Here is a 19,860-nt window from a genome sequence, read left to right as displayed (position 1 = left end):
CGACCCGAAGGTCGCGTCCGCGCAGGCAGCGACTCCCCGATCTCGGCGAAAGGAACACCATGCAGACCTCGTTCAACAGTGGATGGACCGTCAAGCGACGCGTCAGCGCTTTCTCGGAGATGTCGGGCGAGACAGCCGCCGAAACGGTGGTCACGCTCCCGCATGACGCGATGCTGTCGCTGGAGCGCACCGCCGAGGCCGCAGCGCCTTCGGGGTACTTCCCGGGTGGGGAGTTCGAGTACGGCAAGACGTTCGACGTGCCGGAGGACTATCGGACGAAGCGTGTCTCGCTCCAGTTCCAGGGTGTGTACCGGGATGCGATGGTCTACGTCAACGGCGCGTTCGCCGCGCAGCGCCCCTCGGGCTACGCGACCTTCACGGTTCCGCTCGATGCCTATCTGAGGTACGGCGAATCGAACACGGTGAGAGTCGAGGCGCGCGAGCATCTCGACTCCCGGTGGTACTCGGGCGCGGGGATCCACCGCGACACCGTGCTCATCGTCACGGACCTGGTTCACATCGAGACCGATGGACTGCGCGTGACCACACCCGACATCGACACGGACCGCGCTGTCGTGGAGGCTGTCGTGTCGGTTCGGAACCAGTCGATCGAGACGCGCACTGTGCGGGTTGCGGCCTCGATCGAAGACACGGACAGCGAGATCGTCGCTCGCGGCGAGTCCGTCGTCACGGTACGCGCGGGAGGAACCGCCGCCACGCGCCTACGCCTGTACGTCCGTCACCCTCGCCTGTGGAGTACCGATTCGCCGGCGCTCTACCGTGCCACCGCTCAGATCGTCGATCGAGGCGAGACTCTGGACCAACAGGCGGCGGTCTTCGGAATCCGCAGCATCCAGCTCGACCCGGAGCGAGGTCTTCGGATCAACGGCCGAGAGATGAAGCTTCGCGGTGCCTGCATCCATCATGACAACGGCATCTTGGGCGCCGCGACGATCTGCCGCGCCGAGGAACGGCGGGTGGAGATTCTGAAATCGGCAGGTTTCAACGCGATCCGCGCCTCGCACAACCCCCTCAGCCAGGCGATGCTCGACGCGTGCGATCGTCTCGGGATGATCGTCATGGACGAGACCTTCGACATGTGGACCGAGAGCAAGACTCCCTACGATTACTCGCTGTCGTTCCCGGAGTGGTGGGAGCGCGACGTCGAGGCCTTCGTCGCCAAGAACCACAATCACCCGAGCGTGGTGTTCTACTCGATCGGGAACGAGATCCCGGAGACGGGTAGCCCGCTCGGATCCGAGTGGGGGCGTCGTCTGGCGGAGAAGGTGCGGTCGCTCGACCCGACTCGTCTGGTGACGAACGGCATCAACGGCTTCGTCTCGGTGCTTCCCCAGTTCCTCGCCATGGCCGCGGCGCACGGTGACGGTGCGAGCGGCGGCGGGGTGAACACCTTCATGAACGCCGCGGGCGACATGATGAATCAGATCAGCGCCTCTGAGCTGGTGACGCATGCGACCGAGGAATCGTTCTCGGTGCTCGATGTGGCGGGACTGAACTACGGCGACGGACGCTACGTCATGGACAGGGAGCTCTTCCCGAACCGGGTCATCGTAGGCACCGAGACGTTCCCCACGAAGATCGATGCCAACTGGCGACTCGTCGAAGAGAACTCGCACGTGATCGGCGACTTCACCTGGACGGGATGGGAATACCTCGGCGAGGCGGGTCTCGGACGCACCGTCTACACTGACCGCGAGCCGCTGAGCCTCGCCGCCGCGTTTCCGATGCTGATCGCCGGCTGTGGCGACATCGACATCACCGGATTCCGGCGACCCGCCTCGTACTACCGGGAGACGGTCTTCGGGCTGCGTCACGAACCATACATCGCCGTGGTGCGACCGCAGTTCCACGGTGAGCCCCGCCACGAGGGGATGTGGACGTGGTCTGATGCGGTCTCGACCTGGACCTGGGATGTTGATGCCGGATCCCCTGTCGCCGTCGAGGTGTACTCCGACGCGGAGCAGATCGAGCTGATCGTGAACGGCCGGAGCGTCGGGCGGCAGCCCGCGGGCCGCGACAACGCTTTCCGCGCGAGCTTCGAAACCAGCTACTCGCCGGGCGAGATCGTAGCCGTCGCGTTCGCCGCCGGAGTGGAGGTGGCGCGTACCTCACTGCGCACCGCTCAGCGCGACGTCGAACTGGTCATCGACGTCGATCGCGCCGAGGTCGACGCCGACGACCGGGATCTGAGCTTCGTGTCGATCGAGATCCGCGACCGCTTCGGAGTGCTCGCGACCTCCCGTGATCACCGGGTCCGGGTCCGCGTCGACGGGGCCGGGGTGCTTCAGGCGCTCGGCAGCGCGCGACCCGATCCCGTCGAGGGCTACCTTCAGTCCTCGTACGAGACCTTCGAGGGGCGTCTGCAAGCAGTGGTGCGCCCGACCGCACCCGGCGCAATCACTGTTTTCGCGGAGGCAGAGGGCCTCGATGAGGTACGGGTCGAACTGCGTGCAGAGGAGAAGAAATGATGACATCAGCGAACGATCCGGGGACGCCCGAAGACGATCTAGCGCCTGTCTCGGTTGCGGGGGTGCGCGACCCGATCACTCCGGGCAGCTCACCCACCTACGTCCGGGGCCGGGCACTGAGACGGTACGCGCTCTGGTACGCCCTAGCGGCGGCCGCTTTCGCCGCGATCTGGGGTGGCGTGGGCTCGCTGTTGCTGCCGAATCAGGTGCAGATTCTCGAGTTCGCGAACTTCTTCTCCGGTGGCGATGCGGGGGTGGACCTCCAGGCGCTCACCTCGCTGCGTGACGCCGTCGCCGCGGGGACCACGACGGCGACCGCTGAACAGAGCCGTCTGCTGGCGATCCTCGCGTCGTTCGATGCCAGTCGTGCGCAGTCGCTGGCGATGGTGGCGTCGATCGGTCTCGCCGCGACGATGATCGTCCAACCGCTGATCGGGGTGTTCTCCGACCGGACGCGGTCTCGCCTCGGCCGCCGCGCGCCGTGGATGCTGGTCGGCGCGCTGGTCGGAGCCGCGTTCCTCGTCGGAGTCCGCTTCGCTCCCACCGTGGCGATTCTCGTCGTGCTCTGGACCATCGCCTCCGTCGCGCTGAACGCGGCACTGTCACCGATGACCGCTACGCTCGCAGACCGGATTCCGGAACGCAGACTCGGCACGATTTCGGGCATCGGCGGCTTCGGCTCTTTCTTCGGAGGCGTGCTCGGAAGCGTCGGCGCCGGTGCCGCACTCTCTCTGATCGGGCTGGACACGTACTTCGTCTTCGCCGGAGCGGTCGTGGTGTTCGTCATGCTGTTCGTCGCGCGAGTCCGCGACCGCTCGTCGCGCGAGATGGTGGTCGCTCCTTTCGCGTGGAAGACGTTTCTCTTGGGTTTCACCTACGCGCTGCGCTCGCGGGACTACCGGTGGGTCTGGATCGCCCGCGTCCTGCTGACGTTCGGCTATGGCGTCTCGGGAGCGCTGGGATTCTTCATGCTTCAGAGTTACGTCCGCCCCGCGCTCAGCCAGGCCGAGGCTGCCGCGACGGTTCCGCTCCTCGCCGTCGCCGGGCTGCCATCCACCGTCGTGGCGATCGTTCTCGCGGGATTCCTCTCCGACCGTTTCCGCCGTCGCAAGTCGTTCGTCTTCGCGGCATCCGTGCTTATGGCAAGCGCGATGCTGATTCCCTTGGTGTCCCCGACCGTGACATCGCTCTTCCTCCAGGCCGTGATCGCCGGATTCGCGTTCGGGATCTACATCCCGGTCGACCAGGCACTCATGGTCGATGTGCTCCCCGACCAGACCGCCGCGGGACGCGACCTCGGAGTCGCCGCGGTCGCGACGAACTTCGGGCAGGCACTGGGACCCGCGCTCGCCGGGGGTGTGGTGGCTGCGAGCGGAGGCTACGCGCTTGTGTGGGTATCGGCGTTCGTGCTGGTAGCCGCGGCCGCCCTCGCCATCTTGCCGGTCAGACGCCGCTGAGCGGCCGAATCCTCCCCGATCGAATCCGTAGACAGGACCCTCATGAACACCGACATCGACACAGGCGCCGACGACCTCACGCTGGAACAGCAGGCCGGGCTCGGCAGCGGCGCGGACTTCTGGACCACCAAGGCGACCGGCAACGTGCCGTCGATCTTGATGACCGACGGCCCGCACGGGCTGCGGAAGCAGCCAGGGCCGAGCGACCATCTCGCTCTGTCCGGCAGCCTTCCGGCCACCTGCTTCCCACCCGCGGTCGCCCTGAGCCAGACGTGGGACCGCTCGCTGGTGCGACGCATCGGCGAGGCGCTCGGCCGCGAGAGTCAGGCCGCCGGGGTCCAGGTTCTGCTGGGTCCGGGCATCAACATCAAGCGCGACCCTCGGGGTGGCCGCAACTTCGAGTACTTCTCCGAAGATCCTCTTGTCGCCGGCGTCCTGGGGTCGGCCTGGGTCGACGGGCTCCAGAGCACCGGAGTCGGCGCATCGCTCAAACATTTCGCCGTGAACAGTCAGGAGCACGACCGGATGCGCGTGAGCGCCGAGGTGTCGCCACGTCCACTGCGCGAAATCTACCTGCGTGCGTTCCAGCGCGTTGTACGAGATTCCCAGCCGTGGACGGTGATGTCCTCGTACAACCGCATCAATGGGGTGCACGCATCCCAGAACCGGTGGTTGCTCACCGATCTGCTTCGTGGTGAATGGGGCTTCGACGGCGTCGTCGTATCCGACTGGGGAGCCGTGGCAGACCGTGTTGCGGCCGTCGCAGCCGGCCTCGACCTGCAGATGCCCGCGAACGAAGGCTTCGACGACGCGAAGGTGGTGCGCGCTGTGCTCGACGGCCACCTCGACTCGGAGGTCGTGGCGGAGGCGGCGAGACGAGTGTCCCGCCTCGCACACAAAGCTCACGACGCGCGTCGCCCTGACGTCGAGTGGGACGCCGACGAACATCACCGGCTCGCGAGGGAGGTGGCGGCGCGCGCGGTGGTGCTGCTGCGCGACGATGCGCGCCTCCTGCCATTGGCGCCTGGGGAGAAGTTGGCCATCATCGGGCGATTCGCCAGCGAACCCCGCTTTCAGGGCGGTGGCAGCTCGCACGTCAACGCGTCGCGGGTTGACATCCCGCTCGATGAGATCCGTGAGCTCGCCGGCGACGCCGAGGTCGAGTACGCGCCGGGATTCGACGCCAGTGGGGACGATGGAGACGCCCTTCGCGCCGACGCGGTCGAGGTCGCGGCCCGTGCAGGCGTGGCTATCGTCTACCTCGGACTCTTCGAGAGCCAGGAGACGGAGGGTGCCGACCGTGCCGATATCGAGCTTCCGGCAGATCAGGTCGAGCTGCTTCGTGCGATCACGCGAGTTCAGCCTCGCACGGTCGTCGTCCTGTCGCACGGTGGCGTGCTGCGGCTGGCACCTGTCGTCGACACGGGGGCGGCCATCGTCGACGGCTCGCTTCTGGGCCAAGCGGCCGGGGGAGCCGTGGCCGACGTACTGTTCGGCGTGGTGAACCCGTCCGGAAAGATCTCCGAGACCGTGCCTGTCCGGATCGAAGACACTCCCGCGTTCACGAATTTTCCGGGTGATCGCCAGCGGGTCCGTCACGGCGAGGGCATCCACGTCGGATACCGCTGGTACGACGCGCGCGAGATCGATGTCACCTTCCCGTTCGGGCATGGCTTGTCGTACACCGCATTCGAATACGACGCGCTTCGGACCGACGCGTCCGACGCGTCGGTCACGGTGCGGGTCGTCGTGCGCAACATCGGAGAGCGCGCCGGGCGCGAGATCGTTCAGGTTTACGCGTCTCGAGCGGAATCGATCGTGACCCGCGCTCCGCAGTGGTTGGTCGGATTTGACGTGGTCGACCTCGAGCCCGGCGAATCCCGTGAGGTGGAGATCGATGTTCCCCTTCACGAGCTCGAGTACTGGGACGAAGATCTCGACCGGTGGGTTCTCGAGTCCGGCGTCTTCGGTGTGAGAGTCGGCTCGTCCAGCCGCGATATCAGGATGACGGACACGATCGATGTCGCCGGCGAGGTTCCGCGGTATCTCCTGGACTCCGACTCCTCGATCGGAGAGATCTTGCGGGACCCTGTCGCAGGACCCGCGCTGAGCACGCTCTTCGAAGCCGTGTTCGCACAGTTCTCAGACGACTCGGAGACCGACTTCGCTCCGATGCTGGACTCCCTGCCGTTCGGCCGCTTCCTGGGCACCATGGGCGCGGCGCTTCCAGAGGGTCTCGTCGAAGAGGCGCTCGCCGAGGCGAATGCGCGGAACGGCTTCGCCTGACCCGGGTGGGGTGACTGCCCCACTCGACCGATTCGGACAATCGACGCCCGCGAGGGCGCGGACAGCGGACGCGCACGCGTTCGGCGCTGAGAGGACACATCATGAACACACCGCCCATCGAACTCCGCAGGGAGGGACTTCACGTGCACGGGAAGCCGTTCACCGTGCTGGGAGCCGAGCTTCACAACTCGAGCTCCAGTTCGCTCCGCGCGATCGACGAGGCGTTCGCGCGGGTGCGCGAACTCGGCGCAAACACCGTGCTCGCCCCGGTCTCGTGGGCGCAGTTCGAACCGGCGGAAGGAGACTTCGACACCACCCTGATCGACGGGATGATCCGCGCCGCGGAACGCGAGGATCTGCGATTGATCCCGCTCTGGTTCGGCTCTTGGAAGAACGGGATGTCGAGCTACCTGCCGGCGTGGGTAAAGCGCGACACCACTCGCTTTCCCCGCGCCGTGGTCGCCGGAACGGGAGCGATCGAACACCTGTCGCCCTTCGCCGACGAGAATAAGCGGGCGGACTGTGCCGCCTTCGCCGCCCTCACGGCGCGCATCGCCGCTTCGGACGCCGCGTCGCGCGTGATCATGGTGCAGGTCGAGAACGAGGTGGGTCTGCTCGGAGACTCCCGAGATCGTTCTACACGCGCGGAGTTCCGATGGCAGAGCCCTGTGCCGGCCGAGGTGATCGATGCGGTCGACCGAGCTTCGGGATCGCCGATCCGGGCCGTCTGGGCGGACCGCGGTTGCCCGCGTGAGGGCGAGTGGAGCTCTGTGTTCGGCGACGGCATCGAGGCCGATGAGGTCTTCATGGCCTGGGGCTACGCGACGTACGTCGACAGCGTGGCGGCCGCGGGGAAGACCGTACTCAACATCCCGATGTTCGCCAACGTCTGGCTGGATTCGGAGATCGAGCTCGACCTTCCCGCTGAGGTGGCCGAGGCCATGCTCGCGATGGCGGGCGGTATGCGTCCGGGCATCTACCCATCCGGCGGGCCTGTGCCAGGCATGGCACCCGTATGGGCGTCGCTCATCTCGTCGCTCGACTTCGTGGGCCCCGATGTCTACTTCGGTTCGTTCGACGATCTCTTCGCCGACTATCGGGGTACTTTCGGCCACCTGTTCATCCCGGAGATGCGTGCGAGCCCGATCGGGGTGTCGCACATGTTCCGTGCGGTCGCAGAGCACCGAGCTCTCGGCGTCTCACCCTTCGGTGTTGATTCGATCGTGCAGGGCACCGCAGAGGATTCTGCACTGCGGGACGGGTACCGCCTGCTGGCCGCGGTGACGCAGTTCCATGAAGCTCATCCCGGATCGATCATGCGCGGGTTCATGCTGGATGCCGACACACCGTCCGCCGAGTTCGCGTTCGAGGGGATCACCGTCACGATCGGGACGCAGGACCCGTACGGATTCCAGACGCCGACGTACCCCGCATACGGTGCCGTCGTCCAGGACGCGGACGAGAGCTTCCTCATCGTCGGGAGAGGGTTCACCGCGCGCTTCTCCGCGCAGGGGAACCGCAGCGTGGGCATCCTCTCGGTGACGGAACTGGACAGTGGCGATGAGAGAGCAGTTGCTCGCGAGCTCAATGGCGATCAGACCGGATCAGGGTCGCACGTGAAGCTCGCTGCACTCGGCGACCCGGCACCCTCGATCTTCCCGATCCCGCATTCGGACGAGTCGACGGGGATCATGCGTGTGCGAACCTACGCGTACTGACGCGGCGCGACGCCATCTGATTCGGTGCCACACACTCGGTCGAAGGGAGCGTCCCGCCGCACACGTCGAGATGGGGCATCACCTCGCGCGTTCGCAGCGATGCCCGGAGGCACCCTCGAAGGGCAGCCACTGTCGGCGATCGTCAGGATAGGCATCGCGGCGAGCCGCAGCCCTTTCACGGGGGTGGTGGTCCCGGAACGCCTGCACGAGGCCAGTGTCGGTCGCGGTGCCTGTCGGCGATGCGCACCGTGCCAGACCCGCTCTGCGCGATCAAAGCTGCCATGGTCGGACGGCCAGACGAAGTGTTGGTCGACCAGTTCGCGAGATCGAGTCGTTCGAATCGCATGAGCTCGACCAGGTTGTGTCGGTTCGTATCGCTCAGGTGCGATCGAGGGATCTCAGCCGAGCGGGATGGATATCGCTCCGGTGAGCAAGGCGAACACCACGAACGCAATGGACCCGGCGAGAACCCAGAGGATCGCGAAGCGCTGGAAGTCGCCCAGTTCGCGCTTCAGCAGCCCGAGCAGTACCCACAGGGGTGCGGAAGCCGGCCCGATCATGTGCGCCATCTGTCCGATGACGCCCGCGCGTGCGATCTCGATCGGCGCGATGCCGTAGACCTCGGCCGAACTCGCCAACACCGGGAGGATGCCGAAGAAGTAGGCGTCGTTCGACATGAAGAAAGACAGTGGGATGCCGATGAGGGCGGTGATGAGTGGAATCCAGCCGCCGAGCGAGTCGGGGACCGCGGACAGCAGGGTGTCGGCCATCGCCTCGATCATCCCGGTCTCGGTAAGGATGCCGGTGAAGACGCCGGCGCCGAGGACGAGCATGACCACGGGGACGGCGCTCGCAGCGTGGCGATGGACGACCTCGGCCTGCTCCTTGAGGTTCGGATGGTTGACGACGAGCACGATGACGAAGCCGATGATGAAGAGGACGACGAGCGGTGCGATGTCCATGACGAGCAGGACGATGAGTGCGAGGGTGGCCGCAGCATTGAACCAGATGCGCCAGTCGGCCTTCTCCGCGTTCTTGGACTGCTCCTTGAGCTCGGCATTCAGCAGCGAGACCTGCATGGGGTCGACGTTCTTGCGCTCGCGCAGACCGAGAATCCACGCGATGAGGACGATGAAGAGCGCCGTCGCTCCGAGTGCGGGGAGCATCGGGACGAAGTACTCGCTGGCGTCGAGGTGCAGGACGCTGATTGCGCGGGTCGCTGCGCCGCCCCAGGGTGTCGAACCGGAGATGAGGCCGAGCGACATCGTTGCGACGACCGCGATGACGAGTCGGTTGATCCCGAGGCGCTTGTAGATCGGTAGGAAGGCCGAGCAGATGATCATGTAGCTCGTGGTGCCGTCGCCATCGAGCGCGATCAGAATCGCGAGGACTGCAGTGCCGATGGTGATGCGGACCGGGTCGCCTTTGGATAGGCGGAGGATGAGCCGCGAGATGGGGTCGAACAGTCTTGCATCCATCATGACGCCGAAGTACAGAACGGCGAAGAGGAGAAGGACGGCGGTCGGGGCGACCGTCTCGATGCCCGCGAGAATCATCTCGGGCAATTGGATGAAGTAGCCGCTGACGATGGCCGCCACGATAGGGGTGACGATGATGGCGATGAAGGCGGTCGCCCACTTCTTCATCACCAGGAGCATGAAGGTGGCGAGGACGCCGAAGCCCAGGATGGCGAGCACTAGTTCTCCCGACTCTCAACAACGAGCTCGTTCACGGGGGACTCCTTACGACGTCAGTGGCGTTTCAAAAGCAGCAGCATCGCAGAGCGAAGTGCGCGGGAGCGGTGTGCTGCGGAGGGGTGCCAGGCACGACCGGCTCCGCTGCCACCAGCGATCCTAACATGAGTGGTCGACCAGTCGACCACTCATGCCCAGCGATCGGCGAGATGATCGCCGGTCACCCGTCGAACCGTCTGGGACTGGGAGCGGAGAACGATGCTCTCGGTACGGATCCGGCCGCCGACCCGTTCCACTCCCCGGACAAGGCTTCCGCTGGTGACTCCGGTCGCGACGAAGTAGACGTTGTCGGACCGGACGAGGTCGCCGGACTCGAGGACGGCATCCACGTCGAGGCCCTGCGACTCTGCGCGCGCCCGCTCGAGGTCGCTGGAGGGTCGGAGCACGCCCTGGATGAACCCACTGAGAGCTTTGACCGCGCAGGCGGAGATCACCCCTTCAGGCGTCCCGCCCACGCCGATGCACATGTCGACTCGCGAGTCCTCGCGCGCCGCGTTGATGGCTCCGGCCACGTCCCCATCGAGTAGCAGCTCCGTCCCGGCGCCGGTGGCGCGGATCGCCTGGATGAGCTCGGCGTGACGTGGGCGATCGAGGACGGCTACGCGCATGTCTCCGACCGGCATCCCCTTCGCTGACGCGAGTGCACGGATGTTCTCCCCGATCGGCTGGCGGATGTCGATCACGCCGCGGGCTTCGGGGCCGGCGACCAGCTTCTCCATGTAGAAGACGGCGCTGGGGTCGAACATCGACCCTCGATCGGCCACAGCGATCATCGAGAGGGCGTCAAGGCGCCCCGCGGCCGTGAGCGAGGTGCCGTCGATGGGGTCGACGGCGATGTCGCAGCGGGGGCCGTGCCCGTCGCCGACTCGCTCGCCGTTGTACAGCATCGGCGCTTCGTCCTTTTCGCCCTCTCCGATGACGACGATGCCGTCAAAGCTCACCGTGCTCAGGAAGGCTCGCATCGCATCGACTGCTGCGCCGTCGGCGGCGTTCTTGTCGCCCTTGCCCACGTAGTGAGACGCGCGGATAGCGGCCGCCTCCGTGGCGCGGACGAGCTCCATGCCGAGGTTGCGGTCAGGATGCACGGGCGCGGCCGGGCGACGCCCAGGGTCAGCGACGTTCACCGCGGACTCAGAGCGTCGACCTGCTCGCGCGTAAGCGGGCGCGTGCGGTGACCCTGAAGGAGGAGGAACAACTTCGCGGTCTCCTCGAGCTCTTCCAGCGCGTCCATCGCGGCGCTGAGCGAGGCGCCCGCGACGACGGGTCCATGGTTGCTGAGCAGCAACGCAAGGTTCCTGCGCGCGGCGGCTTCCGCGATCTGCTCGAGCGAATCGTCTCCCGGGGCGTGGTAGGGCAAGAGGGGCAATCGCCCGATCCGCATCGCGAAGTAGGCGGTGAGGGGCGGGAGGGCGTCCTCGCTATCCAGTCCGTCCAGGCACGAGACCGCAGCGGAGTAGGTGGAGTGTGTGTGGACGACAGCGGTCGCGGTCGGCCGAGCACGCAGGACGGCGGCGTGCAGGAACGATTCCTTGGAGGGCTTGGCGCCGTCCACGTGCTGCCCGTTCAGGTTGATGACCGAGAGATCAGCCGGGAGGACGGTGCCGAGGCTGCTCCCGGTGGGCGTCACGAAGATGCGGTCGCCGACGCGGACACTGATGTTGCCGGTGCTCCCGTGCGTCAGAGATCGACTGAAGATCGACCGGGCGGCCTGGACGATCTGTTCGCGGGCAGAGGTGTCGTTCATGCGGCGCCCTCCATGACTGCACGGGTGAGCAGCTGCGGGTCGCCGAAGTTCCCCGACTTGAGCAGCAGGGCCACAGGGGCGTCGCCGCCGGTGAAGATCCACGGGACACCGGGGGCGGCTTCCTCGCCGATCACTCCGCCGTCGACATCGAGCGCCGTGACGACGGCACCGGAGGTCTCGCCGCCGGCGATGACGAGGCGCTTCACACCGCGGTCAACGAGTCCCCGGGCGATGAGGCCCATCGCGGTTTCGAGAATCGCAGACGCCCGCTCTGCGCCGAGTGCGGCCTGGGCGAGTCTGAGCTGCGCAGGCGGAAGCGAGGAATAAATGAGGGGTGCACTGTCGGCGTCCTGCTCGTCGTACCAGGCAAGTGCCTGCGCGGCGAGTGTCTCGGAGTCCGGAGTGGCCACGGCGTCGAGCAGCAGGGACGGGTGGTCGTGGCGCATGTGCGCGATCTGCTCGAGTGTGCGCGCGGAGCAGCTGCCTGCCAGCGCGACGGCGGGGACGACACCGATCGGGTCATCGTCACCGTCGCGGCGCGTCGACCGGCCGAGACGTCGTGCGACCGCGGCGCCCAGGCCGCCGGCGAGCCCCGCAGCTCCCGTCACGAGCGGGTCGAAAACCACGGCTTCGCCGATCTCCACGAGGTCTGCGTCGCTGATGGCGTCCACGACCACATACGGTGTGCCCTCGCGAACGGCGGTGTCCAGGAGTGCCGAGATGCGGTTACGCCCGCCCCGGACATCGCGATGGTCGATAAGTGCGACAGGGCGAGCCGTCTGACTGGCGAGGACGCTCGGGATGAACGAATCCGTCATCGGGGTCAGCGGGTGGTGCCGCATAGGAGAGTCGGACAGGAGGAGCCTGTCGACGAAGAGGTGGCCCATGTACTGGGTGCGCAGATGCTCTGGCGAGCTCGGTGCGAACACCGCGCGCTCCGTCGCCAACAGGTGCATCAATGCGTCGGCGACTGGACCGATGTTTCCCTCCGGCCGGGAGTCGAACGTCGAGCAGTACTTGAAGAAGATCTGCTTCGCGCCGTGTATGCGAAGCCATTCCACGGCCTCCACAGACTGGCGGACGGCCTCAGCGGGCGCGATGGTGCGCGTCTTGAGCGCGATGATGGTGACATCGTGATCAGGGAGATTCGTCTCGTGCGGTCCGTTGAAGAGGATGACGACGCGCAGACCAGCGCGACGGAACGCGACGGCGATGTCCGTCGCTCCGGTGAAGTCGTCGGCGATGGCACCTATCACGGCTTGTCCTTCGAGATGAGAGCGTGGAGACGCTTGACCGCGAACTGCGGCCCAGCGAGAACAGGGAGCCGCAGCCGCGCGGCGAGTGCCTCGGCGGCCGGAGCGAGCGAGAACTGGCCGAGGACGACGGCCTCGAAGCCCTCCGGCGACGCGCGCACTGCGGAGGCGATGGCATCCACGACAGCGCCGATGTCGCCACGGCGAGCGGCGAGAGCGGCATCCTCCGCAAGGGCGCCGAGAACGGTGACCTCCGGTCCGACGAATGCACGGAGTCGGGTGACGGAGTCTTCCAAGGGTCCGGCGCCGGACGAGACGAGAAGCACATTGCGGTAGCCCTCATCGATGATGGCCAGAAAGACCGCATCATCGGGGGCCAGGACGGGGACGTCGGCATCCACGGCGGCTTCATGCGCGACAGGGGCGTAGAGCGAGCAAGTGAGAAGGACGGCAGAGGCTCCTTCGACCAGTGCGTGGTCGATGAGCCGTTCCATGCGCAGCTGCAGGCGCGGCGTGAGTCCACCCTGCGCGTCGGCGTCCTCGAGCAGCCGGTCGTCAACGATGTTCCACGGCTGGGCCTCGGGAAAGCCGACCGCGAACGCATCGAGCGTCGGAGGGATCGAGGCGCGGACCGCACTGATGAGCGCGATGAGGGGCTTGTCGTCCATGCGTGACTCTCTGTCGACGGGAAGGGTAAGGAAGGGTCGGGGCCGCCTCATGGCTACCCCGACCCGTCAGATGGCGGTCAGACGCGTGCGACGTTCGCGACGACGGTGTCGGTGAAGCTCGATGTCGTGGCGGTGCCGCCCATGTCGGGTGTCACGATGCCTTCTTCGACGGTGAGGTTCACCGCTGCATCGACGATGTCGGCAGCCTTGTGGAGTGCCGCGTCGTCGTACTTGCTGCCGAGCCAACGCAGCAGCATCGACGAGGACAGGATCATGGCGATGGGGTTCGCCTTGCCCTGGCCGGCGATGTCGGGCGCGCTGCCGTGTGAGGCCTGGGCCATCGCGTGCGTGTCGGACGAGTTGATGGACGGTGCGATGCCGAGCGAGCCGGCGACCTCACCCGCGAGGTCGGAGAGGATGTCACCGAACATGTTCTCCGTGACGATGACGTCGAACTTGTCGGCGCGACGGACCAGGTGAACGGTCGCGGCATCGATGTGGAAGTCGTTCACCGCGACCTCGGGGTACTCCTTGGCGACCTCCCGCGTGACGTCGCGGAAGAGACCCGTGGTCATCTTGAGGACGTTCGCCTTATGGACGATGGTGACGCGCTTGTCGCGTGTCATCGCCAGCTTGAAAGCCTCGTGCGCGATGCGCTCGGTGGCAGCCCGCGTGATGATGCCGTGCATGATGGCGACATCGGGCGTCGGCATGAACTCACCCGTGCCGGCGTACGTGTTGCGGTCGGCGTAGAAGCCCTCGGTGTTCTCGCGGACGATGACCAGATCGGTGTTCTCGACGATCGCGTTCCCCCCGGCGAAGGCTTTGGCCGGTCGGATGTTGGCGAACAGACCGAAGTGCTTGCGGATGGTTCCGGACGGGTTCAGGAGCGACTTGTGCGGCTCGGGGTAGGCGGCGGAGTCGTGCGGGCCGAGCAGCCAGGCGTCGACCTCCGCAAGGGCGGCGAGGGTCTCTTCCGGCACGGCGATGCCGTGGCTGTCGATGGCCGAGCGGCCGAGGGGAAGCTCCTCCCACTCGATGCGGCTTCCAGCGGCGGCGGTGGCAGCATCCAGAATCTTGACGGATGCCGGCACGATCTCCGGTCCGATGCCGTCGCCGTTCAGTACGCCGAGGCGGTAGGTCTTGTCGGTCACGGGTGTTCCCTTTCGTTTTTCCTGAGTCTCATTGACGGACTCGAGGTGTTGATAGGAAGGACGAGCGGGTCTCGTCTTCGTCGCGGGGTGCTCGTGAGCCGGTCCCGCAGGTCTGAGTGACGACTCCCGGGAAGCAAGCGCGTGTCTGCGTCCGTGGGACTGTCTCTCCGTTGAGTGCGTCGATGACATCACCATCATGAACTAAAGTGGTCGACCAGTCAACCAGTCGCCACCAATCTTATCTCAGGTGGTTGACTGGTCGACCACTTTGAGTGATGATTATGCAATCCACCTCGCTCTGGCGAACTCAATGGAGAGGATTTGAACCAATGATGGCGACCTTCACGATGACGGGAGCGCGAGCATGACCTCCCTCATCGACCGCCCGGAGACGCGTGACCCGCGCGTCGAGACCTATCGGGCCCCACGCTACAAGCGCATCTTCGGTGTCGACCGCGGCAATGTCGTGTTCTGGGCGATCATCATCATCCTTGCGGTCTTCGTGCTTGCGCCCGTCGTCCCGACACTCGTTCAGGCGTTCTCGGATCGTCCGCTCTATGAGGCTGGCGGAATCTTCACCGTCGAGAATTTCACCAAGCTGTTCACTGAGGCGGACTTCGGCACCGTCATCCTGAACACCGTCCTCTTCGCGGGCATGACCACGATCCTCACGCTGGTCATCGCCGTTCCGATGGCCATCGTGGTGGTCCGCACGGATATCCCGGGTCGCCGAGTCTTCGGTGTCAGCATGCAGTGGCCGTTCTTCATCTCCTCCCTCATCCTCGGATTCGGGTGGATCACGATGTACGGACCCGCGGGGTTCCTCAGCACCGCGGTGCGACAGGCTGTCGGATTCGTCCCGTGGGACCTCTACACAATCCCCGGTATGGCGCTCACCGAGGCGGTCGCGCTCGCTCCCATCGCCTACGTCTTCTGTGCGAACGCGCTGCGGAACTCGGACGCGAGCCTCGAAGCCGCGGCGCAGACCGTCGGTGCGGGTCCGTTCCGCATCCTGTTCTCCGTCGTCATCCCCATGTTGCGCCCGCCGATCGTATACTCGGCCATCCTGGTGGCCTCGATGTCGATCGAGACCCTCTCGATCCCGCTGCTGTACGGCCAGCCCGTGGGCATCACGGTGTTCGCGACGTTCCTCTACAAGAACGGTCTTCAGTCCATCAACCCCGATTACGGGGTCCTCGGCGCCGCGTCGATGTTCATCCTCATCGTCACCGTCATTCTGGTGGCGGTCCAGGCGAAGCTCCTGAAGGACGCCAAGCGCTTCGTCTCGGTCCGAGGAAAAGCGACTCGTCCGCGGCGTCTGGATCTCGGTTGGACGAAGTACGTGGCCATCGTGTTCATCTCGATCTACCTGATCTTTGGCGCGATCATTCCCCTGGGTGGATTGCTCTTCCGCTCGTTCACCGCGTTCTTCACGCCGTTGGCCAACCCGTTCAACGCGCTCACGATGGACAACTATCTGCGCATCATCGAATTCCCCGTCTACGTGCAGTCGATCCGTAACAGCCTCATCGTCGCCGGCATCGGCATGATCGTGGTCAGCTTCGTCGCCACCGTCGCGGTGCTCGTCGCGCGCCGGTCGAACTTCCGGTTGCGCAAGCTCATCGAGTACTTGGCGCTGGCGCCCCAGGCGATGCCCGGTCTCATCATCGGTATCGGTCTGTTCTGGGCGATCGCCCTGCTCCCGTTCGGCCTCGGCGCGTTCCTCCAGGGGACGCTGGCCATCATCATCATCGCTTTCGGCCTGCGCGCGCTCCCTAGCGCTTACGGGTCGATCTCTCCGGCGGTCATGCAGATCGGCGAAGAGCTCGACAATGCAGCGCGTGTCTCTGGTGCCGATTGGGTGATGACCTTCTTCCGCATCATGCGCAAGCTCATCACACCAGCGTTCGTCGCCGCGATGATCCTGGTGTTCGTCACGATGCTCAAGGAGTACTCGCCCGCCATCTTCCTAGGGTCCGCCCAGACGAACATCATCGGCACGACGATGCTCGAGCTGTGGGTACAGGGCAACACCGGATCGGTCGCGGCCCTCGCGACCATCCAGATCGTCATCACTGCAGTGTTCGTCGGCGTCGCCGGCCTGCTCACGAGAGGAAAGAAAGAGAATGCCTGACGTCGTCATCTCTGACCTGCGCAAGGAGTACAACGGCAACATCGTGCTCCACGGCATCGACATCCACATCAAGGACGGGGAGTTCTTCACCCTCCTGGGCCCGTCCGGCTGCGGCAAGTCCACGACCTTGTCGTGCCTCGCCGGCCTGGAGAAGCCCACGAGCGGCGAAGTAAGCGTCGGCGATGTCGTCTTCGTTTCGGACCGGAAGTTCGTTCCCCCGGAGGAGCGCGACCTCGGGATGGTGTTCCAGAGCTACGCACTCTGGCCGCACATGACGCTCGAGCAGAACCTCGCGGTGCCGCTCAACATCCGAAAGGTGCCCAAGGCAGAGCAGAAGAGGCTCATCGCCGAGGCGCTCGATAAGGTCGGCCTCGCTCACCTGTCCAAGCGCTACCCTCACCAGCTCTCCGGCGGTCAGCAGCAGCGCGTCGCCCTGGCCCGCGCGCTGGTCTACTCGCCGAAGGTGCTGCTGCTCGATGAGCCGCTGTCCAACCTCGACGCGAAGCTACGCGAGCAGGCGCGAGTGTGGCTGAAGCGGCTGCAGGCCGATCTCGGGATCACGACGGTCTACGTGACCCATGACCAGGAAGAGGCGCTGGCTATGAGCGACCGAATTGCCGTCATGTCGATGGGACACCTTCTCCAGGTCGGGACGCCGCATGAGATCTACGAACAGCCGGCAACCGCAGAGGTCAACGCCTTCATCGGCCGGGCGAACTTCCTCGACGGCGTCGTGAAGGAAGCGTCGGCCAACTCGGTCGTCCTCCGCATCGATGACATGGATGACCTGATCACCGTTCCGTCCGTGGCGGGCTTCGCCGCCGGCGATGCTGTCACCATCGCGTTCCGGCCAGAGCGCACCAGCCTCGAACCGGAGGGATCGGCCGTGGCAACGCGAGACCGCATCGTCCTCGGCGCGGACGTACTCACCACCTCTTACGTGGGTTCGCGGTACGAGTACGACTTGCAGCTCGGCGCGAAAGTGCTGATCGCGGACCATCACCGCGGCGACCTCACCGGCCGTGTGGACGCCGTATTGGACGCGGATGCTGTGCGCATCTTCCCGCGGACCGCGGTTGTCAATGAAACCATGACGAACCTCATCATCGCGGCCGCGCACTGAGTCGTAGCTTCGGGCGGCACGCTCAGGCGCCCGCAGCACGGGAAGGAGCACAGATGAGCTCGGATCGTCCCCCTCTCATCGCACTGATCCACGGAGTCTCGACAGCCATCGAGCCCGCGAGCATCGCCGTCCGTGACGAGTTTCCAGAGGCGCGCATATGGAACGTCCTGGACGACAGGCTCATCGAGGAGGTGAATCAGCACGGTGGCGTTACGCCGCTCCTCCTGGAGCGCATGGTTCGCCTGATCGACCATGTTCTGCTCGAAGGGGCGGACGGTGTGCTCATCACGTGCTCGCTCTATTCCTTCGTGGCCTCGGCAGCCAGCGCGGACCGGCCCGTGCCCATCCTGGGCGCGGACTCGGCGGCATTCCACGACGTTCTCGCGGTCGCGCCTCGACGCGTCCTCGTCGTTGCCTCGGTGCAAGCTGCGCTGGCGGACTCCACGGTGCGACTGGGTGAGGTTGCGGCCGAGCATCACACAGAGTTCGAACTGGTCCCGATCTATGTCGAGGGAGCGTTGGAGGCCGTGGATGCGGGGGAAACCGCAGCGGTCGCCGAGCTGATCGCGACCGCTGTGCGGCCGCATCTGCGTGAAGGGGATGCAGTGCTCCTCGCTCAGTACTCGCTCGCGCCGGCTTCCTCCGAGGTCTCTTCGATTCTCGGAACCACGGTCTACTCCGGGCCTTCGCGCGCCGCCCGTGCGCTGCGCTCAGCCATTGAGCGGGGCGACCGCCGGCACCACCAGTTCTACGCCGACTGATTGATACCGATAACGACAGCATCACGCCAACGAGATGGTGGTTGACAGGTCGACCACTTGACCACATTATGAAGAAGGGCAGCCCGATTGCCCGCCCACCACAAAGGAGTGTCATGAAGATCCACGTCACGCAGCGTCCTGCTCGCCAAGCTCGACTCTGGACCACCGCCGCCGCTTCGGTGGCTGTCATCGCCCTGCTTGCCGGTTGCGGCAACGACGGTGCCGCCCCGGCTCCCTCCAATCCGATTGCGGAGGGCGAGTACCCCGAGTCCTACCCTGCGGACTACGCGGACTTGGTAGCCGAGGCAGAAGAGGAGGGCGGCACGCTCACCATCTACAGCAACACAGATCAGGAGAACTGGGCGCCCATCTTCCGGGACTTCCAGAAGAAGTACCCCTTCGTCACCACGATCAACGCGAACAACCTGGACTCCGACGAGGTCTTCCAGCGTCAGCTCTCCGAGACCGCGTCAGGCAGCTCGACGGCCGACCTGCTCGTGTCGAACGCTGCGCAGGCGTGGGCAGAGTTCGCGGAGGAGCCGGACCGCTTCCTCGAGTACGCGTCGCCCGAGCTGGGCGAGCTGCCCGACTTCGCTCAGGTCCTCCCGAATGTGTACGCGATGTCCACCGATCCAGTTGGCATTGCCTACAACAGCCAGCTGATGCCGGAGGCCCCGACCGGCATCGCGCATCTCGCTGAACTCGTCGCAGCAGAGCCGGACAAGTTCGCGGACAAGATCACGACGCGCGACGTCGGCGGAGCGTTCGGCTTCACCGTCTCCAACGCCTACACGGCGGCCCGCCCCGACGCGTGGAGCAGCCTCGAGAGCATCCTGCCGAGCGCGCGCCCCGAGAGCTCCTCGGGCTCGCAGGGTGAGAAGATCCTCGCCGGCGAGTACCTGGCCGGGTTCTTCATCAGTGCCGCCCCGTCGTACCCCATCGTCGAGAGCAGCGGCGGCCTGTACTCGTTCGTCTTCCCCGAGGATGGAACGGTCGTGCTTCCGCGAGGCATCGCGATTCCGGCGGAGGCTCCAAACACCGCGACGGCGAAGCTCTTCGTCGACTTCGTGCTCTCGGAGGAGGGCCAGAATGCGGTCGCTGAAGGAGGCCTGACCTCGTACCGCGAGAGTGTCGAAACCGCCGAAGGACGCCACACCTATCAGGAGGTCGTGGACACCGTGGGCGAGGACGAGATCATCTTCGTGGATTACGACCTGGTTCCCGACGCTGACGTCGCCGCGTTCACCGAGAAGTGGAACGGCCTGCTCGGATAACACCTCAACCCGCCCCGCCGATTCTGGCGGGGCGGGTTCGTCCCA

Annotated in this window: 14 protein-coding genes; 8 read left to right on the top strand and 6 right to left on the bottom strand. The window is 65.8% G+C overall.

Annotated elements, in window-relative coordinates; genetic code table 11:
* Nucleotides 1–59: 59 nt before the first annotated feature.
* The 4 genes from QZL85_RS07140 to QZL85_RS07125 all read left to right on the top strand — a co-directional run bounded on the left by QZL85_RS07140 (nucleotide 60) and on the right by QZL85_RS07125 (nucleotide 7,950).
* A complete protein-coding gene (locus QZL85_RS07140; protein ID WP_295575386.1) occupies nucleotides 60–2,489 on the top strand; it encodes a glycoside hydrolase family 2 TIM barrel-domain containing protein in 2,430 nt (809 codons plus the stop codon).
* Between the two features lie 62 nt (nucleotides 2,490–2,551).
* The gene (locus tag QZL85_RS07135; RefSeq protein WP_295575384.1) at nucleotides 2,552–3,946 is read left to right on the top strand and encodes an MFS transporter; all 1,395 of its coding nucleotides are present in this window, start codon (nucleotides 2,552–2,554) and stop codon (nucleotides 3,944–3,946) included.
* Between the two features lie 42 nt (nucleotides 3,947–3,988).
* Entirely contained in the window at nucleotides 3,989–6,232 is a 2,244-nt protein-coding gene (locus tag QZL85_RS07130; RefSeq protein ID WP_295575382.1) for a glycoside hydrolase family 3 C-terminal domain-containing protein, read from the top strand.
* Nucleotides 6,233–6,333: 101 nt separating this feature from the next.
* Nucleotides 6,334–7,950 (top strand): DUF5597 domain-containing protein, encoded by a 1,617-nt coding sequence (locus QZL85_RS07125; RefSeq protein ID WP_295575380.1) that lies wholly within the window; start codon nucleotides 6,334–6,336, stop codon nucleotides 7,948–7,950.
* Between the two features lie 398 nt (nucleotides 7,951–8,348).
* On the opposite strand, the gene QZL85_RS07120 is transcribed toward QZL85_RS07125, so the two are convergent.
* The 6 genes from QZL85_RS07120 to QZL85_RS07095 all read right to left on the bottom strand — a co-directional run bounded on the left by QZL85_RS07120 (nucleotide 8,349) and on the right by QZL85_RS07095 (nucleotide 14,523).
* The gene (locus tag QZL85_RS07120) at nucleotides 8,349–9,647 is read right to left on the bottom strand and encodes a CitMHS family transporter (RefSeq protein ID WP_295575379.1); all 1,299 of its coding nucleotides are present in this window, start codon (nucleotides 9,645–9,647) and stop codon (nucleotides 8,349–8,351) included.
* 185 nt (nucleotides 9,648–9,832) lie between these two features.
* Nucleotides 9,833–10,765 (bottom strand): class II fructose-bisphosphatase, encoded by a 933-nt coding sequence (glpX, locus tag QZL85_RS07115; protein WP_295575663.1) that lies wholly within the window; start codon nucleotides 10,763–10,765, stop codon nucleotides 9,833–9,835.
* Nucleotides 10,766–10,824: 59 nt separating this feature from the next.
* Nucleotides 10,825–11,448, bottom strand: a complete 624-nt coding sequence (gene otnC, locus QZL85_RS07110) for a 3-oxo-tetronate 4-phosphate decarboxylase (RefSeq protein WP_295575377.1) — start codon at nucleotides 11,446–11,448, stop codon at nucleotides 10,825–10,827.
* The gene (otnK, locus tag QZL85_RS07105; protein WP_295575375.1) at nucleotides 11,445–12,704 is read right to left on the bottom strand and encodes a 3-oxo-tetronate kinase; all 1,260 of its coding nucleotides are present in this window, start codon (nucleotides 12,702–12,704) and stop codon (nucleotides 11,445–11,447) included. The genes otnC and otnK overlap by 4 nt, the downstream gene beginning before the upstream one ends.
* Nucleotides 12,701–13,369, bottom strand: coding sequence for an aspartate/glutamate racemase family protein (locus QZL85_RS07100; RefSeq protein ID WP_295575373.1), 669 nt, complete (start codon nucleotides 13,367–13,369; stop codon nucleotides 12,701–12,703). Before QZL85_RS07100 ends, otnK begins: the two co-directional genes overlap by 4 nt.
* 77 nt (nucleotides 13,370–13,446) lie before the next feature.
* The gene (locus QZL85_RS07095; RefSeq protein WP_295575371.1) at nucleotides 13,447–14,523 is read right to left on the bottom strand and encodes an isocitrate/isopropylmalate dehydrogenase family protein; all 1,077 of its coding nucleotides are present in this window, start codon (nucleotides 14,521–14,523) and stop codon (nucleotides 13,447–13,449) included.
* 364 nt (nucleotides 14,524–14,887) lie between these two features.
* On the opposite strand from QZL85_RS07095, the gene QZL85_RS07090 reads away from it, so the two are divergent.
* From QZL85_RS07090 to QZL85_RS07075, 4 genes are all read left to right on the top strand, one after another.
* Nucleotides 14,888–16,657 (top strand): iron ABC transporter permease, encoded by a 1,770-nt coding sequence (locus tag QZL85_RS07090; protein WP_295575368.1) that lies wholly within the window; start codon nucleotides 14,888–14,890, stop codon nucleotides 16,655–16,657.
* Nucleotides 16,650–17,780 (top strand): ABC transporter ATP-binding protein, encoded by a 1,131-nt coding sequence (locus tag QZL85_RS07085; RefSeq protein ID WP_295575366.1) that lies wholly within the window; start codon nucleotides 16,650–16,652, stop codon nucleotides 17,778–17,780. The genes QZL85_RS07090 and QZL85_RS07085 overlap by 8 nt, the downstream gene beginning before the upstream one ends.
* A gap of 53 nt (nucleotides 17,781–17,833) precedes the next feature.
* Nucleotides 17,834–18,541, top strand: a complete 708-nt coding sequence (locus QZL85_RS07080; RefSeq protein WP_295575364.1) for an aspartate/glutamate racemase family protein — start codon at nucleotides 17,834–17,836, stop codon at nucleotides 18,539–18,541.
* Between the two features lie 113 nt (nucleotides 18,542–18,654).
* The gene (locus QZL85_RS07075; RefSeq protein ID WP_295575363.1) at nucleotides 18,655–19,815 is read left to right on the top strand and encodes an ABC transporter substrate-binding protein; all 1,161 of its coding nucleotides are present in this window, start codon (nucleotides 18,655–18,657) and stop codon (nucleotides 19,813–19,815) included.
* Nucleotides 19,816–19,860: the final 45 nt, after the last annotated feature.

It is taken from the genome of uncultured Microbacterium sp. (assembly GCF_900078385.1).
Lineage (GTDB): Bacteria > Actinomycetota > Actinomycetes > Actinomycetales > Microbacteriaceae > Microbacterium.
The sequence above is the reverse complement of the archived record's forward strand: the minus strand, read 5'-3'. Positions and strand labels throughout refer to the sequence as shown.